Origin of the sequence: Flavobacterium luteum, from assembly GCF_008806775.1 — a bacterium.
Lineage (GTDB): Bacteria > Bacteroidota > Bacteroidia > Flavobacteriales > Flavobacteriaceae > Flavobacterium > Flavobacterium luteum.
The window spans coordinates 24,685-44,668 of record NZ_WAEM01000004.1; the positions used below are offsets into that span (position 1 = coordinate 24,685).

The 19,984-nt window shown below is 30.2% G+C and carries 20 protein-coding genes; 8 read left to right on the forward strand and 12 right to left on the reverse strand.

The window, feature by feature from the left end; translation table 11 throughout:
* Positions 1-40: 40 nt before the first annotated feature.
* Genes F6464_RS09225 through F6464_RS09245 form a run of 5 tightly spaced genes read left to right on the forward strand, consistent with a single transcriptional unit; the run spans position 41 to position 6,628 of the window.
* Positions 41-409 carry a response regulator transcription factor gene (locus F6464_RS09225; RefSeq protein ID WP_151107525.1) on the forward strand — a complete coding sequence of 123 codons (369 nt, stop codon included), beginning with the start codon at positions 41-43 and terminating at the stop codon, positions 407-409.
* 21 nt (positions 410-430) lie between these two features.
* Entirely contained in the window at positions 431-1,522 is a 1,092-nt protein-coding gene (locus F6464_RS09230; RefSeq protein ID WP_151107526.1) for a HEAT repeat domain-containing protein, read from the forward strand.
* Positions 1,523-1,534: 12 nt separating this feature from the next.
* Positions 1,535-2,965, forward strand: coding sequence for a glycosyltransferase family 2 protein (locus F6464_RS09235; RefSeq protein ID WP_151107527.1), 1,431 nt, complete (start codon positions 1,535-1,537; stop codon positions 2,963-2,965).
* Positions 2,966-2,975: 10 nt separating this feature from the next.
* A complete protein-coding gene (locus F6464_RS09240; protein ID WP_151107528.1) occupies positions 2,976-5,363 on the forward strand; it encodes an LTA synthase family protein in 2,388 nt (795 codons plus the stop codon).
* Positions 5,360-6,628 (forward strand): YaiO family outer membrane beta-barrel protein, encoded by a 1,269-nt coding sequence (locus F6464_RS09245; protein WP_225318055.1) that lies wholly within the window; start codon positions 5,360-5,362, stop codon positions 6,626-6,628. The genes F6464_RS09240 and F6464_RS09245 overlap by 4 nt, the downstream gene beginning before the upstream one ends.
* 150 nt (positions 6,629-6,778) lie before the next feature.
* On the opposite strand, the gene F6464_RS09250 is transcribed toward F6464_RS09245, so the two are convergent.
* Positions 6,779-7,132, reverse strand: a complete 354-nt coding sequence (locus F6464_RS09250; protein WP_151107529.1) for a secretion protein — start codon at positions 7,130-7,132, stop codon at positions 6,779-6,781.
* A 56-nt stretch (positions 7,133-7,188) separates the two neighbouring features.
* Complete coding sequence (locus tag F6464_RS09255; RefSeq protein WP_151107530.1) at positions 7,189-7,590, reverse strand: secretion protein; 402 nt, start codon at positions 7,588-7,590, stop codon at positions 7,189-7,191.
* Between the two features lie 183 nt (positions 7,591-7,773).
* Here F6464_RS09255 and F6464_RS09260 point away from each other — a divergent pair, with 183 nt between their 5' ends.
* Positions 7,774-8,649 (forward strand): AraC family transcriptional regulator, encoded by an 876-nt coding sequence (locus tag F6464_RS09260; protein ID WP_151107531.1) that lies wholly within the window; start codon positions 7,774-7,776, stop codon positions 8,647-8,649.
* A gap of 2 nt (positions 8,650-8,651) precedes the next feature.
* On the opposite strand, the gene F6464_RS09265 is transcribed toward F6464_RS09260, so the two are convergent.
* Positions 8,652-8,969 carry a hypothetical protein gene (locus tag F6464_RS09265; RefSeq protein ID WP_151107532.1) on the reverse strand — a complete coding sequence of 106 codons (318 nt, stop codon included), beginning with the start codon at positions 8,967-8,969 and terminating at the stop codon, positions 8,652-8,654.
* A 298-nt stretch (positions 8,970-9,267) separates the two neighbouring features.
* Entirely contained in the window at positions 9,268-9,822 is a 555-nt protein-coding gene (locus F6464_RS09270) for a DUF1543 domain-containing protein (protein ID WP_225318056.1), read from the reverse strand.
* 103 nt (positions 9,823-9,925) lie between these two features.
* On the opposite strand from F6464_RS09270, the gene F6464_RS09275 reads away from it, so the two are divergent.
* Positions 9,926-10,465 carry a hypothetical protein gene (locus tag F6464_RS09275; RefSeq protein ID WP_151107534.1) on the forward strand — a complete coding sequence of 180 codons (540 nt, stop codon included), beginning with the start codon at positions 9,926-9,928 and terminating at the stop codon, positions 10,463-10,465.
* 40 nt (positions 10,466-10,505) lie between these two features.
* On the opposite strand, the gene F6464_RS09280 is transcribed toward F6464_RS09275, so the two are convergent.
* The 8 genes from F6464_RS09280 to gcvP all read right to left on the reverse strand — a co-directional run bounded on the left by F6464_RS09280 (position 10,506) and on the right by gcvP (position 19,012).
* On the reverse strand, positions 10,506-11,267 hold the full coding sequence (locus F6464_RS09280) for an ABC transporter ATP-binding protein (protein ID WP_151107535.1): 762 nt from the start codon (positions 11,265-11,267) through the stop codon (positions 10,506-10,508).
* Positions 11,267-12,013 carry an MlaE family ABC transporter permease gene (locus F6464_RS09285; protein ID WP_151107536.1) on the reverse strand — a complete coding sequence of 249 codons (747 nt, stop codon included), beginning with the start codon at positions 12,011-12,013 and terminating at the stop codon, positions 11,267-11,269. Before F6464_RS09285 ends, F6464_RS09280 begins: the two co-directional genes overlap by 1 nt.
* 68 nt (positions 12,014-12,081) lie before the next feature.
* The gene (locus F6464_RS09290; RefSeq protein ID WP_151107537.1) at positions 12,082-12,930 is read right to left on the reverse strand and encodes a glycosyltransferase family 2 protein; all 849 of its coding nucleotides are present in this window, start codon (positions 12,928-12,930) and stop codon (positions 12,082-12,084) included.
* Between the two features lie 97 nt (positions 12,931-13,027).
* Positions 13,028-13,663 (reverse strand): WG repeat-containing protein, encoded by a 636-nt coding sequence (locus tag F6464_RS09295; RefSeq protein ID WP_151107538.1) that lies wholly within the window; start codon positions 13,661-13,663, stop codon positions 13,028-13,030.
* Positions 13,664-13,855: 192 nt separating this feature from the next.
* Positions 13,856-14,380, reverse strand: coding sequence for a methyltransferase (locus F6464_RS09300; RefSeq protein WP_151107539.1), 525 nt, complete (start codon positions 14,378-14,380; stop codon positions 13,856-13,858).
* A 124-nt stretch (positions 14,381-14,504) separates the two neighbouring features.
* A complete protein-coding gene (locus tag F6464_RS09305) occupies positions 14,505-15,563 on the reverse strand; it encodes a 3-oxoacyl-ACP synthase III family protein (protein ID WP_151107540.1) in 1,059 nt (352 codons plus the stop codon).
* 124 nt (positions 15,564-15,687) lie between these two features.
* Positions 15,688-16,071 (reverse strand): group III truncated hemoglobin, encoded by a 384-nt coding sequence (locus F6464_RS09310; RefSeq protein WP_151107541.1) that lies wholly within the window; start codon positions 16,069-16,071, stop codon positions 15,688-15,690.
* Positions 16,072-16,162: 91 nt separating this feature from the next.
* Positions 16,163-19,012 carry an aminomethyl-transferring glycine dehydrogenase gene (gene gcvP / locus F6464_RS09315; protein WP_151107542.1) on the reverse strand — a complete coding sequence of 950 codons (2,850 nt, stop codon included), beginning with the start codon at positions 19,010-19,012 and terminating at the stop codon, positions 16,163-16,165.
* A gap of 149 nt (positions 19,013-19,161) precedes the next feature.
* On the opposite strand from gcvP, the gene F6464_RS09320 reads away from it, so the two are divergent.
* Positions 19,162-19,941: a hypothetical protein gene (locus tag F6464_RS09320; RefSeq protein WP_151107543.1), complete on the forward strand. Its 780-nt coding sequence runs from the start codon at positions 19,162-19,164 to the stop codon at positions 19,939-19,941.
* The last annotated feature ends 43 nt before the right edge of the window (positions 19,942-19,984 follow it).

A 19,984-nucleotide genomic window follows, 5' to 3' on the forward strand; every position in this document is an offset into this window, starting at 1 on the left:
AACATTTTAATATTTTTTAGTAATCACAAATTACAGTACCATGAATGAGGCCAAAAAAATTGTACTAGCAGAAGATAATTCAGTTCTTTCGTTGCTACTTAAATTCAGATTAGAAAAAGAAGGGTATAAACTACTTATTGCTAAAGATGGAAAAGAAGCATTAGAATTAATAGAACAATTTGACCCCGAATTAATTTTAACTGATATCATGATGCCTTTTGTAAGTGGACTTGAAGTCATTAGTCATGTAAGAAATAAATTGATTTCACAAACACCTATAATCGTATTTTCTTCTGCTGGACAAGAAGAAATAGTTCTCAAAGCATTCGATTTAGGAGCAACTGATTTTATGAGTAAACCTTTTAGTCCTCACGAATTGGTTATTAGAGTAAAAAGATTACTTCAGTAAAGCATTTAAAAATTATAAATTATGAATGAGTATAATTTTATCTTACAATATTTTAATCAGTTTCCATTAATAATTAAAGTTGTTTGGATTACAAGCGTTATTTTAATGACAAATGTTTTTATTCTGATAATTTATTTGAGATATCTAAGAAACAAATTAAGAGTTAAATCTAGTTTAGAATCAAAATGTCAAATGTATTTTGAATCAAGTCTAATTACTTATTTATATTCTGGAAATGAAGAGGAGGATTTTAGTATTGAACAAAAGAAAATCATAAAAGAATTGAAAGGCGTTACTTCAGAAGCTTTTAAAAGAAAAGTACTAATTGCAACATTATTGAAATTAAGAAATGAAATAACAGGTGAAATAGCTGACTCAATAGATAAGCTCTATATTGAACTGGGTCTTTTGCAATACCCATTAAGTAAATTAAGGCATAAGAAATGGGATGTTATAGCAAATGCAATTAGAGAACTTACTCTATTTCAAGTAAAAGGAATTCAGAGTGTGGTTATGAAAAATATAAATCATCCAAAGAAAGAAGTTCGAAAGGAAATGCAATTGTACCTAGTTCAATTATTTACTTTCAAAGGGTTAGAGTTTTTAAATTTATTACAGACTCCATTATCAGAATGGGATCAGATACAATTACTAGAAATTCTTCAAAAATCAGATGATCAGGATATTACGGATATTAAACCTTGGTTAAAATCAACAAATGAATCAGTAGTAAGTTTTGCTTTAAAATTAGCTAGACTTTATAATCAATATGAAGTAAAGGATGAAATCATAGCACTTTTAAATCATAAAAACGAACTGATAAGAGTGAATGCTATTGAATCATTAAATCATTTGAACGTTCTTGAAGCTAAAGTGGTTTTGAAAAGTAATTTTATAGAAACAAGTCTTGATGAACAAATAGCATTTGTCAAAATGCTAGAAAACACGTATGAAAGCAGTGACAAATTCTTTTTGTTAGATTACAGAAATCATGAAAATCAAGAAATTAAATTAATAATAATGGAAATCATGAAAAACCTAAACTTTGAAGAATACTATTTGTACGATACCGAATTATTTGAAGACATAACAAACAAAAAAACAACTGCTTAAAACTAAACAAATATGAATGCAAATACTTGGCAAATTATACTGACAATAATTCAATATTTTTTTCTTATATTTTCTATTTCGGCTATAACTTCTTATATTTTATTAGGTATAATTTCAGCAATAGAAACAAGAAGCTATATGAAAAAAAACAGCTTTGTAAACTACAAGGAAATACTATCTTCTCCTTTTTCTCCTTCTATTTCAATAATAGCACCTGCTTATAATGAAAGCTTAAATATTGTTGAAAATGTTCGCTCATTGTTATCAAGCCATTATGTAAATTATGATGTGATAATAGTAAATGATGGAAGTAAAGATGACAGTTTAGAAAAACTCATAAAAGCTTATGACTTGATACAAATTGATATTCCTATTAATGAACAAATAAAAACAAAGCCATTAAGAGGTGGTGTATATAAATCTACAAACCCAGCTTTTGATAAATTAATTGTTGTTGATAAAGAAAATGGAGGAAAAGCAGATGCTTTAAATATGGGATTAAACATTAGTAAAAATAAGTATGTTGCCTCAATTGATGTCGATTGTTTGTTACTAGAAGATGCACTGCAAAAATTAATTAAACCATTTTTAGAAATAACAGATCAAAAAGTAATTGCAGCTGGAGGGGTAATTAGAATTGCAAACTCATGTACTATTAAAGATGGTAAATTACTAGAAATAAATTTCCCTAATAAATGGTTAGAACAAGGACAAATTTTAGAATATCTAAGAGCGTTTTTGTTAGGAAGAATGGCTTGGAGTAGGCTAAATGGTTTATTAGTTATTTCAGGTGCTTTTGGTTTGTTTGACAAGAAAATTGCAATCGAAGTTGGTGGTTATGATACCAATACAGTTGGAGAAGACATGGAGATAATTGTCCGAATGAGAAGACATATGCAGGAAATAAATCAGAAATACAAAGTAGCTTACATTCCTGATCCGTTATGTTGGACTGAAGCACCGGATAATTATAAAACTTTTATTTCGCAAAGAAACAGATGGACAAGGGGTACAATAGAAACTCTAAAAAAGCATAAAAAAATTGGATTTAATAAAAAATACTTTTCACTAGGTTTATTGAGTTATCCATATTGGTTTATTTTTGAAAGAATGGCTCCTATTGTAGAAGTTGCAGGTCTAATTTACTTTGGAATTCTAATCTTTTTTGATTATGTGAGATGGGATTACTCGCTTTCATTTATACTTCTAGCTTACTCATTCTCGGTTCTATTCTCTATCGTAGCAATAATTTCTGAAGAATTAACGTATAATCAATACAAGAAGAAAAAAATTGGTATAAAATTAATCATAATATCTTTTTTAGAACCAATAGTGAATCACCCATTTATACTTTATGCGGCAATTAAAGGAAATATTGAATATTACTTTTATAAAAAAATTGAATGGGGGACCATGACAAGAAAAGGAATGGGAAACACCTAATTAAAACTAAATGAAAGAACAATTTAAATACCAAAACAATTTAGAATATATTTATTCAACAGTTTCATTAATCATAATTTTTTGTTTTTTGAGCTTTATTGATGTATTCAAAAATTTTGATGTACAATCTTTTGGACTTAAAATACTAAATGATTTTTTTACTGGTTTAATAATCGGATTGTTGTTTTTCCCTCTATATTTAGTAGTAAAATACTTTAAAATCAAATTAGGAATTGTAGTAATTAAAATCCTATTTATTATTGTCATAGTCATCCAGCTTGGATTGACAGGATACAGCCTCACCACTCATATTAATCTGGGTGCTGATATTTTAGGGTATTCTTGGAGCGACATGTACACGACAGTTACCGCTTCTATAAAACTATCCTTTCTAATGATATTGCCATTTATGATTTTACCTTTTGCTTATCTAGGTTTAATAAGGCTTTTTCATTTTTTTGAGCATAAAATTAACAGTAAAATTTTACTTGTATTTCTATTCTTTTTTAGCGGTTTACATTTTCTAGTTGCCAGTAGTAATAAGTTTGAAACTCAAAACAAATTAAATTTCTTAATGAGCGATATTATGAGGTCAAGAAATGATAAAGCTTTAGCTTCTGAAGGAACTTTTTCATCTAAAAAAGAATATCCTTTAGAAATAGCATCTAAAGATACCAAAGATGTATTAGCGCCATTTTTCAACATTCATATAGAAAAACCAAATGTGGTATTCATTATTGTGGAAGGACTTGGTAGTGATTTTACAGATGACGGCGAGTATAAAGGCTTTACACCATTTCTTGACTCATTGACTTCAAAATCGCTTTATTGGGAGAATTTTGTGAGTAATGCTGGCAGAACATTTGGCGCCCTACCTTCATTAATGGGTTCTCTGCCTTTTGGAGAAGACGGGTTCATGGAACTCAATCCATTGCCGAAACACAATTCGTTAATTAGTATTTTAAAATCAAACGGATATGAAACCAATTATTATTGTGGGGATGAATCAACATTTGACAGAAAAAGTAATTTCTTAGAATATAATGGTATTGATAAAATCATAGATATCAATAAATTTGGACCAGGATATGTCAAGACAAAAGAAAATTCAGGTGGTTTTTCTTGGGGTTATCCTGATGCTGAGATATACCGTAAAACTTTGACAGAGCTCAAAGATAAGAAGAAGCCTCGATTAGATATCATCATGACTCTTACCAATCATGAACCCTTTGATTTCCCTTCAAAAAATGCTTATTTAGGAAGAGTAGACCGAATATTAAATACAAAACCTACTTTCGAAAAAAATAGGATGAGTGAATACAAAGACATATTTGCTTGCCTACTTTATACAGATAATTCTATAGAGAGTTTCATAAAAGCCTATTCAAAAAGACCAGATTATCAAAACACCATTTTTGTAATTACAGGCGATCACAGGTTAATTCCAATTCCTCAAAAAGATAATTTATCCCGTTTTCATGTTCCTCTTTATATCTATAGTCCCATGTTAAAGAAAACTGCAAAATTCAAATCTATTTCTTCTCATAGTGATGTAACGCCAAGCTTAGTCTCATTTTTAATGAATAATTATAAGTTTAACAAATTAGAAAAAACGACTTGGTTAGGAAAAGGATTAGATACTGCAAGACAATTTAGAAACATTCACAGCATTCCATTGATGAGATATAAGGGGAGCATTAATGATTATATCTATAAAGATTATTATTATTCAGATGGGAACCTTTTTAAAATTGATGAAAATTTCAACATTAGTGAAACTGACAATAATATGATGGAAACCATAAGCGGTTCTTTTAATGATTTTAAAAAATTGAATGTTTATTTAACTAAAAAAAATAAAATTTCTAATGTTACTAGCAGCTTTGTAAAACCTACATATGAATTTACAACAAAGCAACTTGCAATGATAAAAAAATTAACAAAAGGATTGGATCGAGATCATATTTTTTTTCTTGCCAGAGATTTAGCCTTTAAAAAAGAACGCGAAAAAGCACGATTATTATGCAATTTTGTTTTAAATGACTTGCCTAATTATGGTGATGTAAGAACTTTAAAAGCCAGAACACTTGCTTGGGATGGCGACTATAAAAATGCGGAAATAGAATTACTAGAAGTCATCAACAGAACTCCATTTTATAGCGATGCTTATCTCGCAATAATGGATGTATATTGGTGGTCAGATCAAAATAAAAAAGCAGTTGCAATAGGTGAAAAAGCAATAAGCAACCAGCTAAATGATCCGGAATTGACTTATAAATTGGCTCAAGCTTATATGAGAATGAAAAATTTAAAAGACGCTAATAAAACTATTGATATTCTTTTGAAAATACAACCAGAGAATAATTCCTATTTAACTTTTAAAAAATCCTTGAAATGATGATTTCAAAAACAGTTACTTCAATCACAATACTATTTGCTTTTTTTTGCTTCTTTCAAGGTAATTCCCAAGAAATAAAATTTAAAGGAGATCCTGATGTTTCTTTTGAAACGGCTCGTAATTTAGCATTTAACAAGCAACGCAAACAAGCACAAGATACATTAATGTTTATTTTGACAAAATATCCTAATTATCATGATGTTCGTGCTTTTTTGGCAACAACATATTCATGGGATGGAGATTATAAAAAAGCACGCTCTGAGTTTAAATATATTTTAGAGAGAGATTCAAATACTAAAAGTACTTGGGTTGCAGCCATAAATAATGAATTATGGTCAAATTCTCCTTTTGTTGCTTTAGAACTGTCGAATGAAGTTTTAAAAAAATTTCCAAATGATGCTGAAATACTGTATTTAAAGGCTAACGCTGAAGAAAATGCTAATCATCCACAAGAAGCACTAAATATTATTGAATTGTTATTAGCAAAAAATCCAGAGTTTAAGAAAGCAATTGACTATAAAGAAACACTTTTGCAAAAACTCAGAAAAAACATAATTGGATTTAGATCTGAAGTAGATGTGTTTTCTGATGTTTTTGATCCATTTGAATATTATACATTAAAATATGGTCGTCAAACCAAATATGGTAGCATGATTGCAAAGATAAATTATGACAGACGATTTAATGATAGCGGAATCCAATATGAAATTGACTTATATCCTAGAATATCAAACGGATTTTACACCTATTTAAATTTTGGATTTGCAAGTAGTGATTTATTTCCAAACATAAGATATGGAGCCGAGCTCTATAAATCATTACCCAAAAGTTTTGAGGCTTCACTTGGATTTCGAACTTTAAAATTTTCAACCGTAACAAATATTTACACGGGCTCTATTGGTTGGTATACAGGAAATGACTATTGGACATTAAGAACCTATTTAACTCCAGGGGATGCTGGCTTAAGTTCCTCAGGTACTTTGGCATATAGAAAGTACAGAAAAGATGCAAATAATTTTATAGGCTGTTCACTTGGGCTTGGTATTTCCCCAGAAAACAATCAATTTTTTATTTTAAATGAGACAAATTCAACTATTATATTAAAATCTCAAAAATTTAGAGTAGAATATGATTTTTCTAGTAAAAGTAATAAACATATATGGGGTACCCAATTTGGTATTATTCATCAAGAAAAGAGTTTTAAACCTGGCGAGTACTTCTTTATGTATACATTTACGTTAGCATGGGAGTTAAACTTTAAATAGAGCTCTTCAAAAAACTTTAGTATTTAGAATATCTTAATTTAAGTTTTTGTTAATCTTAATGTCAATAAGAAACACATAAGAAAACAGAAAAGAGACTATTACTGATAATAGCCTCTTCATTTTAATTATTGATGTTGGTCTAATTTATTATTATAAAATTTCTTTTGCAGTCACATTTGAAATTTCTTGGCCATTTATAATTATTTCATGCTTTACTTTTTTCAAACAAGTTTCTACAACAAAATAGTAAGTTCCTTCAGGAAATTCCTCTAGATTGTATATTTTTGATACCCCTTCTTTACCAGTAGCTATTTCTGAGTAGATTAAGTTGTCTTCTTCATCATAAATAGAAACTTTTGCCTTATTTATTCCGTTCAAAGAAACTTTTATTTCTTTTTCATTCCCTTTTCTAACGCTTAAGAAAGAGTTCTCTTCTGATGCATAAGTACCTATTGTTGTTAATACAAATGCAAATACTATACTTAATTTTATGATTTTTTTCATGATTTTGTTTTAAAAATTAATTTATTTTAAACTTGTTTTTTAGCTTTTGATTGTAATTATAAGGTTGCTAAAACTCCTTTTTTGTTTTCAATAGTTACTTTATAAACTTCAGAAATTACTTTTTTTGATAAAGAAGCAATAAAGTCAGAAACAACAATCTCGTATTTCACTTTTTTTACATCATTTTCAGCAATTAAGAAATACTTTCCGGCTGGAAGCTCGTCTAATTTGTAGGTTCTTAAAATACCTGTTTTGCCTGAAGCATTTTCTGAATAAATCAAATTATTATCTTCGTCATACAATGCCAAATTAATTTTTTTGATTCCGTTTAAAGAAAATCTAATTTCTTTTTCGTTCCCTTTTTTTACATAAAGTAAAAAATCGCCTTCTTGTGCATATGTCTGCATAGTAGTCAAAGCTACTAATAGTACCAAACTTAATTTTAAAATCTTTTTCATAATCGAATGCTTTAAATTAATACTCAATATTAACAGTACAAAATTAGGACAACAATATTGACCTTAATAGGTCTGTGTTTTCCAATATGTTTGCTATTTTAACATGGCTAAAACGATATAGGTTAATTATTGGTAATTAAACACACTTATGTGATAATTTTGCATATATTAAAATATAGCACTATGATAACATTAGCCCCTCCTTCATTAGAAATTATAGCACCATCTTATGGTAGCTCTTTTTATTTTTCTAAATACGACGAAAATGCGAATATAAAATCGCATCTATGGCATTATCATCCTGAAATTGAGTTGGTTTATGTAAACGGCGGTAGTGGTAAACGGCAAATAGGAAGTCATATTTCGTATTATACCAATGGCGACCTAATACTTATAGGTAGTAATTTACCGCATTGCGGTTTTACAAATGATCAAACAGGGAACAAAAACGAAACAGTAATTCAGATGAAACCTAATTTTTTAGGCAATGATTTTTTTGAAATACCAGAAATGAAGAATATTCAAAATCTTTTTATTCAAGCCAAAGCGGGAATCGCTTTTCATGGGGATACTAAAAAAATAATTGGAGAAAGGATAGAGGCAATGGAAATTCAAAGCCCTATTGATCGATTGTTAACAATGATATCTATTTTAAATACTTTAGAGCGTTCTAAAGAATATACTATTTTAAATGCTGATGGATTCTCTATCGAAATGCAAGTTCAGGATAATGATAGGATTAGCAGCGTTTTTAATTATGTAAAAGATCATTTTCAAGAACCTATTGCTTTAGAGGAAGTGGCTAATTTAGTGAGTATGACCAATCCTTCTTTTTGTAGGTATTTCAAGAAAATCACTAATATGACGTTTACAAGTTTTGTAAATGATTATCGATTGGTTCACGCTTCTAAATTATTAGCTGAGAAACCTATAAGTATTTCTGAAATTTGTTATGAAAGTGGCTTTAATAATTTTAGCCATTTCAATAAATCATTTAAAGCCTATACGGGAAGGAGTGCTTCGCAGTATCGGCAAGAATTAAAAACTATTATTAAATAGAATTACTGTTTTAAGTTGCGCTGATTACCAAAGAAATTCGCTAAATTATGAATAGGGTTAAGTCTGGAATTTATGGTTTCGTCTTTAAAAAAGGCAACATTAGTAACAAAATCTATAACAGATTCTGGATTTGAAACCTTTTGAGTATTGTTTATTACAACTTTTGTTTTATCTCCTATTTTAATAAATGATACACTTTGTTCTTTTGTTAGTTCTTGAAGGTAAGGCGCTAAGTCCATTTTACATTCTTGTAATTTTCGCATTACACCATCAATAACCGCTTGGGGAATTTCGATTTTGATATTGTTTTCGGTTTTCATCTTGAATTCTTTAAATTATTTTTGCAAAATTGGACATTTTAATTGGAATAATAATGATGTTTTGTTTTATTTTAACATTAAAGTTGTGTAATCTTAAAGATTCTTGATTTCGATGAATTAATAAATTTTCTTTAAAGAACACGTTAATTTAATAAAAGAAGACCCTTCAATTAAGAATGGTCTTTGCTGATTTGATATTTTTATTTATTCTATTTTGATTTTTTTAACTTTTTTTGTTCCTTTTTTATGTTAGTATTGAATACAAGAATTAATTTTGATAGCTGAATAGTTGGTTTAATTATTTTAGCGAATCTAATTTTAAATAGCCAATATGTAAAATGTCTTCTAAAATAGGGAATTCGCTTTTTGTAATTTTTAATTCGTATTTTTCTTTTAATGCTGTCGGCAGAATATCTTTTACTTTATAAACATCATCAACATCTAAACCATATTTATCATCTATATGTGAAGTTGCACCTTTAAAACCAAAATGTTTAAAGAAAGAAGTGGATTTAGCCGTTTTTATTGCTTGAGCTAATGTGTCGCTTGCAACGAGTATTTTATAATGATATTCTTCAAATTCTTGTTCTTTATAGCCACCAAGATTAATAAAGAAGAGTTGTGAGATAGATTTTATTTCACTTTTTTTCGGAACAACTTCGATTGTATGATTGTTTACAACAGTTACTTCTCGCCAAGCATCAATATGTATCTTGCCTTTAGCCTCAGGCCAAAAGGTTTTCATATTAGGTATTAATTCGGCTACTGAATTTCCAATTCCGAAAAAAATATCGTGCTGTTCTGTCAATCGACCTTTTGGCCTACAGCCTATCATTATCATGTATAATTTCATGTCAGTAAAAATAAGAAAATATATTTTTCATTAAAATTTACTTAATTAGTTTTTTTGGTTTGATTTTTGGAATACTTTTATAAATAGTTAAAAAATAAACGTTATGAAAAAAATAGTTGTTTTAATCGCAATAATTGGTTCAATTATTTTCTCAAGTTGTGAAGGACCTCAAGGCATACCTGGGCAAAATGGAGTTGATGGGCAAAATGGATTATTAAGTGAAGTTTTCGAACTTAAAAATATAAATTTTAGTTTTATAGATAATGAATATAAAATTTACCAAACTTTAAATCCTCCAATTTTTGCTGCTGATGCTCTATTAATTTATAGACTATCAGGAACAATAAACGAGACTACACCAATATGGCAACCAATTCCTAGAACTTTGTTTTTAAACATAAATGGTTCAGATGTAGAACTAGATTATGACTTTGATTTTAGCAAACAAGATTTCACTATATATGCTGGAGGAAATTTTGATTTGGCAAATGCGCCAAGTTACATTCAAAATCAAACCTTTAGAATCGTTATTTTACCAGGCTATTTCTCTGGAAAAAGCCAAAAAACAGTCGATTTAAATGATTATTACGCTGTAATTAAAGCCTTTAAAATTGATGATAGTAAAGTGAAAATATTGAAATAAAAAAAAGTTTAAGTAAATCGTTCAAATTTGGACGATTTTTTTATCCTTTTAAATACGCTTCTCTGACTTTTTTGAATAAGTTAGACGAATAAACAAATTCAACAATTGCTTCATTATCAGTTCTGAAAATTTCTTCTTTCGTTCCTTGCCAAGCTTTTAATCCATTTTTCAGGAACAGTATATTCTCTCCAATTTCCATTACAGAGTTCATATCGTGAGAGTTAATTACTGTGGTAATGTTGTATTCTTCTGTAATTTCTTTAATTAAATTATCAATTAAAATAGAAGTGTTAGGGTCTAAACCGGAGTTGGGTTCATCGCAAAATAAATATTTTGGATTGTTTACAATAGCTCTTGCAATGGCAACCCGTTTTTGCATACCGCCAGAAATTTCAGAAGGGAGTTTGTGATGGGCATCAATCAGATTCACTCTTTTTAGCACAAAATCGACTCTGTCTTTAGTTTCAGATTTTGAATTGTTGGTAAACATTTTTAGCGGAAAACCCACATTTTCAGCAACTGTCATGCTATCAAATAAGGCACTTCCTTGAAAAACCATTCCAATTTCAGTTCGTAACTCTCTTTTTTCATCGGGAGTCAAATCAGAATAGATTCTTCCGTCAAAAGAAATTGTTCCAACTTCTGGTGTGTGAATGCCTAGTAAACTTTTTAGTAGTACTGTTTTTCCAGAACCACTTTGTCCAATAATTAAATTGGTTTTGCCTGTCTCAAAAACAGTTGAAACACCTTTCAATACTTTGGTTCCGCCAAATGATTTTTCTACATTTTTTACTTCTATCATTATGTTAAAAGCAATTGAGTTAATATATAATTCATCAAAATGATAGTAACAGATGTCCAAACAAATGAAACAGTACTGGCTTTACCCACTTCGAGTGCGCCTCCTTTCATGAAATACCCATGAAAAGAAGGGATAGTTGCTAAAAGTAAAGCGAAAATTAATGTTTTTATAAAGGCATAAGTGATATGAAAAGGAATAAAATCTATCTGAAGTCCATCAATAAAGTCCGAACTATTACCAAAACCACCATAAACACTTGCGATAAAACCTCCAAAAATGCCTAAAAACATAGAAATTCCTATTACAAATGGATATAAAAGTAAAGCAATTAGTTTTGGGAAAACCAAATAATTTAGAGAGTTTACTCCCATTACTTCAAGTGCATCAATCTGTTCGGTAACACGCATTGTTCCTATACTAGATGTTATAAATGAACCCACTTTACCCGCCATAATTATGGAAATAAAGGTAGGCGCAAACTCCAAAATAATAGATTGTCGTGTTGCATAACCAATTAAGTATTTCGGAATTAATGGATTGGTTAAATTTAAAGCGGTTTGAATAGCAACAACTCCGCCAACAAAGAAGGAGATAAAGGCAACAATTCCTAAAGAGCCAATTATTAAATCGTCAATTTCTTTGAATATGAGTCCTTTCATTACAGACCATTTTGTTGGTTTGTTGAAAATTTCTTTCCACATCAAAAAATATTTTCCAATTTGCGATAAGTAGCGGATGAGCATCATTATTATTGAAATATTGTCAAAAATAGTTATAAGTTATGAGTTTTAAGTTATGAGTTAATTTTATTTATTCAAAACAATTTCTCTTTCATCTTTTGTAAGCGATAGGTTCTAATAAACTTGGCTTGCTCCTTAGTTACAAGTAATGGTTTATTTGCCATTGTGGCTTTCCAAAATCCTTTTATATAGTCAAAGAAAAGCAGAGGTTTCTTTTTCATCAAGGCTAATTTTGCAGATGCAATAGTTGTAATAATAAATCCATAACCTAGAGTATAAAATGCTTCTCCCTGTTTGTAACGAGCTGTTTTATTATAATTAGCTCCAGTTGGTTTTAGATGTTTTACTTTTAAACTTTCATCAGTAACGACTTTCCATCCATAAAACTTACATAATAATTCATCAACCGTATCCCAACCCATAGCAGGTTTTAAATTTCCTATTTCTATAAAACATTCTTTTCTGTACGCTTTAAAAGCACCACGAATGTGATCTTTATCGGTTAAGTTTTCTAAAATCCATTCTCCGTTTTTTTCGATATAGGCGAATCCTCCAACCATACCAATTCTCTGGTCTTTCTTGAAATGAGAAATTATGGTTTCAAAATAATTGTTTGGTAAAATTAAATCAGCATCTAATTTTACTATAATGTCATAATTTGAATCCAGAGTTTCAAATCCTTTATGAAAAGCTTGAATAACTTTACTGCCTGGCAAATGAATGGCTGTTGAAATGGTATTTATTAAGGAAATTGAAGTATTTTTTTCTGAATATTCTTTTACAATAGCTTCTGTATTATCAGTTGAATTGTCATTTACGACCACAATTTTTTGTGGTTTTGTAGTTTGATTCAGTATAGATTGTAAAGTTAATGCAATAAATTTTTCTTCGTTATGAGCTGGAATGATAATATATAAATTCATTTTATTTACAACTTTAAATGAAGTGGTAAAATTATAACTTTAGGAAATAAAAAAAGGGGATTTCAGTTAAGAAATCCCCTTTTTATTTTATTTGTATTTAGTCAGCATTTGCAATTACTGTTTTTTTCTTAGTAAATGCTTCTATATTGTCATATACAACAGGAATAATTTCTTTTCCAGTTTTGTCAATAAATCCTAATTTGTCTTTTCTGTCTCTAACAAGTGACCAGTTTTTTCTAACATTGTCAAATTTCTCAATGTCAACATATTTTACAGGAACTATAATGTTTCCTTCTTTGTCAACAAATCCTTTTAGGCCGTCTAGCTCTACTAGCATCCAATCTTTTGAATATTCTCCAAAAGCACTCACTTTATCATAAATAGGAGGGATGATTTCCTTTCCTGAATTGTCAATGAAGCCAAATTTACCTTCTTTTTGAACTAAAGCCCAGCCTTCTGTGTAAGCATTATAGTTGCTAATTGCTTCATATTTTGGTTCAACAATAATTTTTCCGCTTTTGTCTACAAAGCCATAAAGATTATTTAATCCTACCTTGCTCCAGTTTGGATGCAGTTTGTCAAAGTCTTCAATTGAAGTGTATTTTGCTGGAATAATCTCAACTCCGTTCTCGTTTATTACACCATATTTCTCGTCAGAACTAACTATAAATAGTTTTTGACCAAATGAAAATGTAAACAACATTAATGCGACTGATGTGTAAATGACTTTCATAATTAATTTTTAATTTTGTTTTGATTTTTATTGATTTTTATTTTCTCATTATTATGGTACAATGATAATATTTAAATCCGTTTAAATGCAAAAAAAATCGTTGAAATACACAAAACATATAAATATATAAATAAAAATCTTACAAATTAATACGTATAAATCTTGAATGATTAGGTTAATTTGTAAAAATTTTTATATAATTTTTTCAGCATACACAATATAGTATCTTGGAGTAAAGAATCTTAACAAAGGTCTAAAACCTATCTTTTTTACAGGATGTGTAAATTTTTCTCGGGAAATTACTTTCCAACCTGTTTTTTCTAACAGCCAATCTAATTGCCAATCTTCAAATTCGTGATAATGTCTGTCCCACATATCGGTCTTACTTTTGTAAGCTGAAGAAAACCATAAACGGAGTGGAATTGATATTAATAATTTATCACATTTTATATTTTGTAAAACGGTATAGGGATTTAATAAATGTTCAAAAATTTCAAATGCAGTAAATACAGAATACTTTTCTATTTGTAGGGCAGTTTGGTCGTTGTCTAAATCTTCCCCACTTGTATTTTTTACGTTATAACCGTTTTCTTGCATTATTTTAGAAAATGGATTAGGAACACCTAAATCAAAAATGGTTTCAGAAGTAGTGATATGTTTTTGTAAAAAATCTAATGTGTGTTTGAATCGTTTGTTTGGAAAAGTTTTTTCGTACATAGTAATTGCGAGGAACGAAGCGATCTCTCGTTATTTAGATTAATAAGGATGCAAAGTTAAAAGTTTAAGATTAAAAGTATGCAAACCAGCAACTTTATACCTTAAACTTTCAATATTTTATTTTTTAGTATCTGTAAACAAAGGCGTTAACATTCATTCCTGCACCTACTGAGGCAAAGATAAGAACATCGCCTTGATGAATTTGTTGTTTTTCGATTTTTCCATTAACAAGAAGATCGAGTAGTGTTGGAATTGTTGCCACACTACTATTTCCTAAATTTGTTATGATCATTGGCATTATACCTTCAGGCATTTCTTTATCGTATAATTTATAAAAACGGGAAACAATTGCTTCGTCCATCTTTTCATTAGCTTGATGGATTAGAATTTTTTTAACGTCTCCAATCGCTACACCACTTTTGTCTAAACACTCTTTCATGGCCTGCGGAACTTTGCTTAAAGCAAATTCGTATATTTTACGACCATGCATTTTTATGTAACGTGTATTTGGATCTAAATCTTTGTTAAAAGAGCATCCATAATATAAATAATGTGCTTCTTCAAAGGAATAGGTCGCACTCTCGTAGGATAATAATCCGGAATCATCATTTGCACTTTCAATTATTGTGGCACCAGCACCATCAGCATAAATCATACTATCTCTATCATGAGGGTCTACCACTCTAGACAGCGCTTCGGCACCAATTACTAAGCATCGTTTTGCCATTCCCGACTTAATAAATGCATTGGCTTGAAGAACACCTTCTATCCAACCAGGACAACCAAAAAGAATATCATAAGCAACACATTTTGGGTTTTGTATTTGTAATTTATGTTTAACGCGTGTTGCCAAACTAGGCACTGTATCAGATTGAAAAGTATTTGGTATAACATCCCCGAAATTATGCGCTACAATTATATAATCTATAGTTTCTGGATTTATAGCTGCATTTTCAATGGCTTTTTGAGCGGCAAAAAAAGCTAAGTCAGAAGTATTTAAATGAGGTGGAGCATATCTTCTTTCTTCAATTCCAGTTATCGATTTAAATTTGCCAATCACAATTGCATTAGAATGAGCAAAAGGAGAACCATCTTCGTTTAGAAAAACATGTTTCTCAAAGTCAGTATTTGCTACTTTTACTTCAGGAATGTAACTTCCTATTCCAGTTATTTTTATGTTCATCGGAATAATAATGATAAATTAAATGTAAATTTAATATAATAAATCAATAAACAGTGTAAAAAAATAGTATGCATGCATATAATTATTGATTTAATACTGTTTCCTTATTTTTTTTGAAATAAAATTAATGTTTTTGATTTTGTTGAAAAACTTTAATTTGCATTATAGTTGCAAGACTCAGTGCCTGAGTTTTTATCTTTTCAGCTTTTTCTCCAATAAAAATTTCATCAACAGTGGTATAAAAATGGTTGAGCCAAATATCGAAAAGCTCTTTGGTGAGATGTTCTTTTTTATCAATATCCATATGAATTTGGGTCAAATTATTGGTATAACCGCCAGTTCCTAAAATGGCTTGTGACCAAAAAGTAACTAAAATAGGTAAATGTTCTTCGATTTTTATTTTAACGACATCAGTAAAAATGTAACTAATCGAATCATCAGATAGTAATTTTTTATAAAATTCGTCAACTAGTAGGTATAAATCGTCTTGATTTTCAATGTCTTTCATTAGCTAGTCAAAATGTCTTAAAGTCAAAAGTCGAATTTCAAAATAATTTAGGGTATTAAGAAACTCGACTTTACAAACTTTATTATGGTTATTAATTTTCCATGTAGGCTTCAATTGGAGCACAACTGCACACTAAATTTCGATCTCCATATGCTTCATCTGCACGACGAACGGTTGGCCAAAATTTATTATCTGCAATATAATCTAATGGAAAAGCGGCTTGTTCACGAGTATAAGGATACATCCAATTATCAGTTGTAATCATTGCTAAAGTATGTGGAGAATTTTTAAGCACATTATTAGAATCATCTGCATTAGCAGCTTCTATTTCTTTTCGAATCGAAATCATGGCATCACAAAAACGATCTAATTCGGCTAAGTCTTCGCTTTCTGTTGGTTCGATCATCAACGTGCCAGCAACTGGGAACGAAACGGTTGGCGCATGAAAACCATAATCCATTAATCGTTTGGCAATATCGGTTACTTCAATTCCTTTTTCTTTAAACGGGCGACATTCCAAAATCATTTCGTGAGCAGCTCTACCCATTTCTCCAGAATATAAAGTGTCATAATAACCATTTAATCTTTCTTTGATGTAATTAGCATTTAATATGGCGTGTTCTGTTGAACTTTTTAATCCTTCTGCGCCCAACATACAAATGTATCCGTAAGATATTAAGCAAACCAAAGCAGAACCCCAAGGCGCAGCAGAAATTGCAGTAATAGCGTGTTCTCCACCTGTTGCAATAACAGGATTTGTTGGTAAAAAGGGCACTAATTGTGGGGCAACGCAAATTGGTCCAACACCAGGCCCGCCACCGCCATGAGGGATAGCAAATGTTTTATGTAAATTTAAATGGCAAACATCAGCACCAATAGTAGCAGGATTTGTTAATCCTACTTGAGCATTCATATTAGCGCCATCCATATAGACTTGTCCTCCGTTGTCGTGAATAAGTTGTGTAATTTCTTTAATTGCACTTTCAAAAACGCCGTGGGTAGATGGGTAAGTTACCATCAAACAGGATAAATTATCTTTGTGTAAAATTGCTTTTTCACGCAAATCATCCACATCAATATTTCCGTTTTCTAAAGTTTTTGTAACTACAACTTTCATTCCAGCCATAGCTGCTGAAGCTGGATTGGTTCCGTGTGCAGATGATGGAATTAAAGCAATATTTCTATGATGGTCTCCACGTGATTGATGATAAGCACGGATAACCATTAGACCGGCATACTCTCCTTGTGCACCAGAATTAGGTTGTAAAGTAGTTCCCGCAAAACCGGTAATTTCATTTAATTGTTGTTCTAATTTGGCTAACATTTCCTGATACCCTTGCACTTGATTTAAGGGAGCAAATGGATGAATGTTGTTCCATTGTGGCATGCTTAAAGGCAACATTTCTGATGCGGCATTTAATTTCATGGTACAGGAACCAAGTGAAATCATAGAATGATTCAAAGCCAAATCTTTGCGTTCTAACATTTTGATGTAACGCATTAAAGCACTTTCTGAATGGTATTTATTAAAAACATCGTGTTGCAAAAAGGGAGACGTTCTTTCTAAACTAGATGGCAATTGACTGTTTTCTGATAATTTTATAATGGTTGAAGCCTGTTTGTCATTTGCTTGAGCGAAAACCGAAACAATCAAATTCAAATCGGCTATCGATGTAGTTTCATTTAATGAAATTGAAACCGTATTTTCATCGATATAATAAAAATTGACTTCATTTTGTTCAGCAATGATAAGTACTTTTTTGGCATCGACTTTAATGGCAATAGTGTCAAAATACGCTGTATTGATTTGGTGTAAACCTAATTTTTCTAATTCGTTTGCTAAAGTTATCGCCGAAGCATGTACTTTATTGGCGATATATTGTAATCCTTTTGGGCCATGATACACGGCATACATTCCAGCCATAACTGACAATAAAACTTGTGCTGTACAAATATTAGAAGTGGCTTTATCACGTTTGATGTGTTGCTCTCGAGTTTGCAATGCCATGCGTAAAGCACGATTTCCATTAGTGTCAACTGTTACGCCAATAATTCTACCCGGCATCGAACGCTTGTATTCCTCTTTGGTAGCAAAATAAGCAGCATGTGGACCCCCATAGCCTAACGGAATTCCGAAACGTTGAGTAGTTCCAAGTACAACATCGGCTCCCATTTCACCTGGGGAAGTTAATAGTGCCAAACTTAAAATATCCGCTGCAACAGCTACTTTTATTTCGTTTGTTTTTGCTTTTGAAATAAACCCAGAATAATCGTTTACTTGACCATGTTTTCCAGGATATTGAAGTATGGCTCCATAAAAATCAGTTGAAAAATCAAATGTTTCATGGTTTCCAATCACTAATTCCACTCCAATAGGAGTAGAACGTGTTTGTAAAACGGATAAGGTTTGAGGTAAAATTTCTTCAGAAACAAAGAACTTACAAATGTTATTTTTCTTTTGGTCACGGGTTCTAACATCAAATAATAATGCCATGGCTTCAGCTGCTGCTGTACCTTCATCTAATAAAGAAGCATTGGCTATTTCCATTCCTGAAAGCTCAATAACCATGGTTTGAAAATTCAAAATAGCTTCCAATCTTCCTTGAGCAATTTCTGCTTGATATGGAGTATAAGCAGTATACCACCCTGGATTTTCAAAAATATTTCTTTGAATAACTGCAGGAATAATAGATTGATTATAACCTAAACCAATGTATGATTGGAACACTTTATTTTTATTTCCTAAGGTAAAAATGTGTTTTGCAAACTCATATTCGGTCATGGCTGGTTCCAAATTCAAGTCGGATTTTAAACGAATATCGTCAGGAAGAGTTTCATAAATAAGCTGTTCCATACTCGAAACACCAATAGTCTTGAACATATGTTGAAGATCAGTTTCTCTTGGACCAATGTGTCTTAAAGCAAAAGTGTCTGTTTTCATATAGGGAAATATAAGTAGTAATTTGCGTTGTTTTTAACGCTAACAAAAGTAATTATTAATGTTCTAATTTTGTCTTAAACATTGGCTAATGTTTAGATAGTTTTTCAACTAAAAAGGGTTCTTATTAACAGTTTGATTATTTTTGTGAAATGATAATTTTAAGAAAGTTATTCGATTTTTATATTCAATCTTCATTGCATGTTGGTATAGCTGTTTTTTGTTTGGTAAAAATCACAGATTGTTATTTACTGACAAAACATATTGATAACTATTCAATGCTGGTTTTTTTTGGAACTGTTATCGGATATAATTTTTTAAAATATTATGATGTTTTTAGAAACGGAAATTTCCATTCCAATAAACATTATGGAATTCTAGTCTTTAGCCTATTGAGTTCTATAGGTTTTTTGTTTTTCTTTTTGTGGTTAAAAAAGGGAATTCAAATTTCAATATTGATTTCAGGAATTTTCGTATTACTATATCCTTTTCTCAGGAAATACGGTTGGTTGAAATTGCTTTTTGTGAGTATTGTGGTAACTTATGTTACCGTTTATATTCCGTTTCAAACTGTTAAATGGATGCCTTTTGATTTTTATGTGAGCTTGACACAACGTTTTTTTATTCTTACCAGTTTACTCATTCCTTTTGAAATTATGGATACTAAAACCGACCCGAAAAGCCTAAATACCTTACCGCAATTATTTGGTATTCGAAAAGCCAAGCAGTTGGGTTATGGTTTTATAGTAATTTTTTTGTCTTTAGATTTTTTGAATTATAGAATTCACAATTTTATAATTGATGCTTTAATTGCTATTATAACTGCAATTTTTATTCGTTTTACTTCTTTAGAGAAGAATGAATATTATACTTCGTTTTGGGTAGAAAGCGTGCCGATATTTTGGCTAGGATTATTGATTTTATTTCAATAAAAAAACCGAAACGTTAACTTCGGTTTCTAAATATCTAAAATTC

Bases quoted from the DNA above. Each gene is read 5' to 3' on its own strand.
- F6464_RS09225 (WP_151107525.1), top strand. From the start codon at position 41: ATGAATGAGGCCAAAAAAATTGTACTAGCAGAAGATAATTCAGTTCTT.
- F6464_RS09230 (WP_151107526.1), top strand. From the start codon at position 431: ATGAATGAGTATAATTTTATCTTACAATATTTTAATCAGTTTCCATTA.
- F6464_RS09235 (WP_151107527.1), top strand. From the start codon at position 1,535: ATGAATGCAAATACTTGGCAAATTATACTGACAATAATTCAATATTTT.
- F6464_RS09240 (WP_151107528.1), top strand. From the start codon at position 2,976: ATGAAAGAACAATTTAAATACCAAAACAATTTAGAATATATTTATTCA.
- F6464_RS09245 (WP_225318055.1), top strand. From the start codon at position 5,360: ATGATGATTTCAAAAACAGTTACTTCAATCACAATACTATTTGCTTTT.
- F6464_RS09250 (WP_151107529.1), bottom strand. From the start codon at position 7,132: ATGAAAAAAATCATAAAATTAAGTATAGTATTTGCATTTGTATTAACA.
- F6464_RS09255 (WP_151107530.1), bottom strand. From the start codon at position 7,590: ATGAAAAAGATTTTAAAATTAAGTTTGGTACTATTAGTAGCTTTGACT.
- F6464_RS09260 (WP_151107531.1), top strand. From the start codon at position 7,774: ATGATAACATTAGCCCCTCCTTCATTAGAAATTATAGCACCATCTTAT.
- F6464_RS09265 (WP_151107532.1), bottom strand. From the start codon at position 8,969: ATGAAAACCGAAAACAATATCAAAATCGAAATTCCCCAAGCGGTTATT.
- F6464_RS09270 (WP_225318056.1), bottom strand. From the start codon at position 9,822: ATGAAATTATACATGATAATGATAGGCTGTAGGCCAAAAGGTCGATTG.
- F6464_RS09275 (WP_151107534.1), top strand. From the start codon at position 9,926: ATGAAAAAAATAGTTGTTTTAATCGCAATAATTGGTTCAATTATTTTC.
- F6464_RS09280 (WP_151107535.1), bottom strand. From the start codon at position 11,267: ATGATAGAAGTAAAAAATGTAGAAAAATCATTTGGCGGAACCAAAGTA.
- F6464_RS09285 (WP_151107536.1), bottom strand. From the start codon at position 12,013: ATGATGCTCATCCGCTACTTATCGCAAATTGGAAAATATTTTTTGATG.
- F6464_RS09290 (WP_151107537.1), bottom strand. From the start codon at position 12,930: ATGAATTTATATATTATCATTCCAGCTCATAACGAAGAAAAATTTATT.
- F6464_RS09295 (WP_151107538.1), bottom strand. From the start codon at position 13,663: ATGAAAGTCATTTACACATCAGTCGCATTAATGTTGTTTACATTTTCA.
- F6464_RS09300 (WP_151107539.1), bottom strand. From the start codon at position 14,380: ATGTACGAAAAAACTTTTCCAAACAAACGATTCAAACACACATTAGAT.
- F6464_RS09305 (WP_151107540.1), bottom strand. From the start codon at position 15,563: ATGAACATAAAAATAACTGGAATAGGAAGTTACATTCCTGAAGTAAAA.
- F6464_RS09310 (WP_151107541.1), bottom strand. From the start codon at position 16,071: ATGAAAGACATTGAAAATCAAGACGATTTATACCTACTAGTTGACGAA.
- gcvP (WP_151107542.1), bottom strand. From the start codon at position 19,012: ATGAAAACAGACACTTTTGCTTTAAGACACATTGGTCCAAGAGAAACT.
- F6464_RS09320 (WP_151107543.1), top strand. From the start codon at position 19,162: ATGATAATTTTAAGAAAGTTATTCGATTTTTATATTCAATCTTCATTG.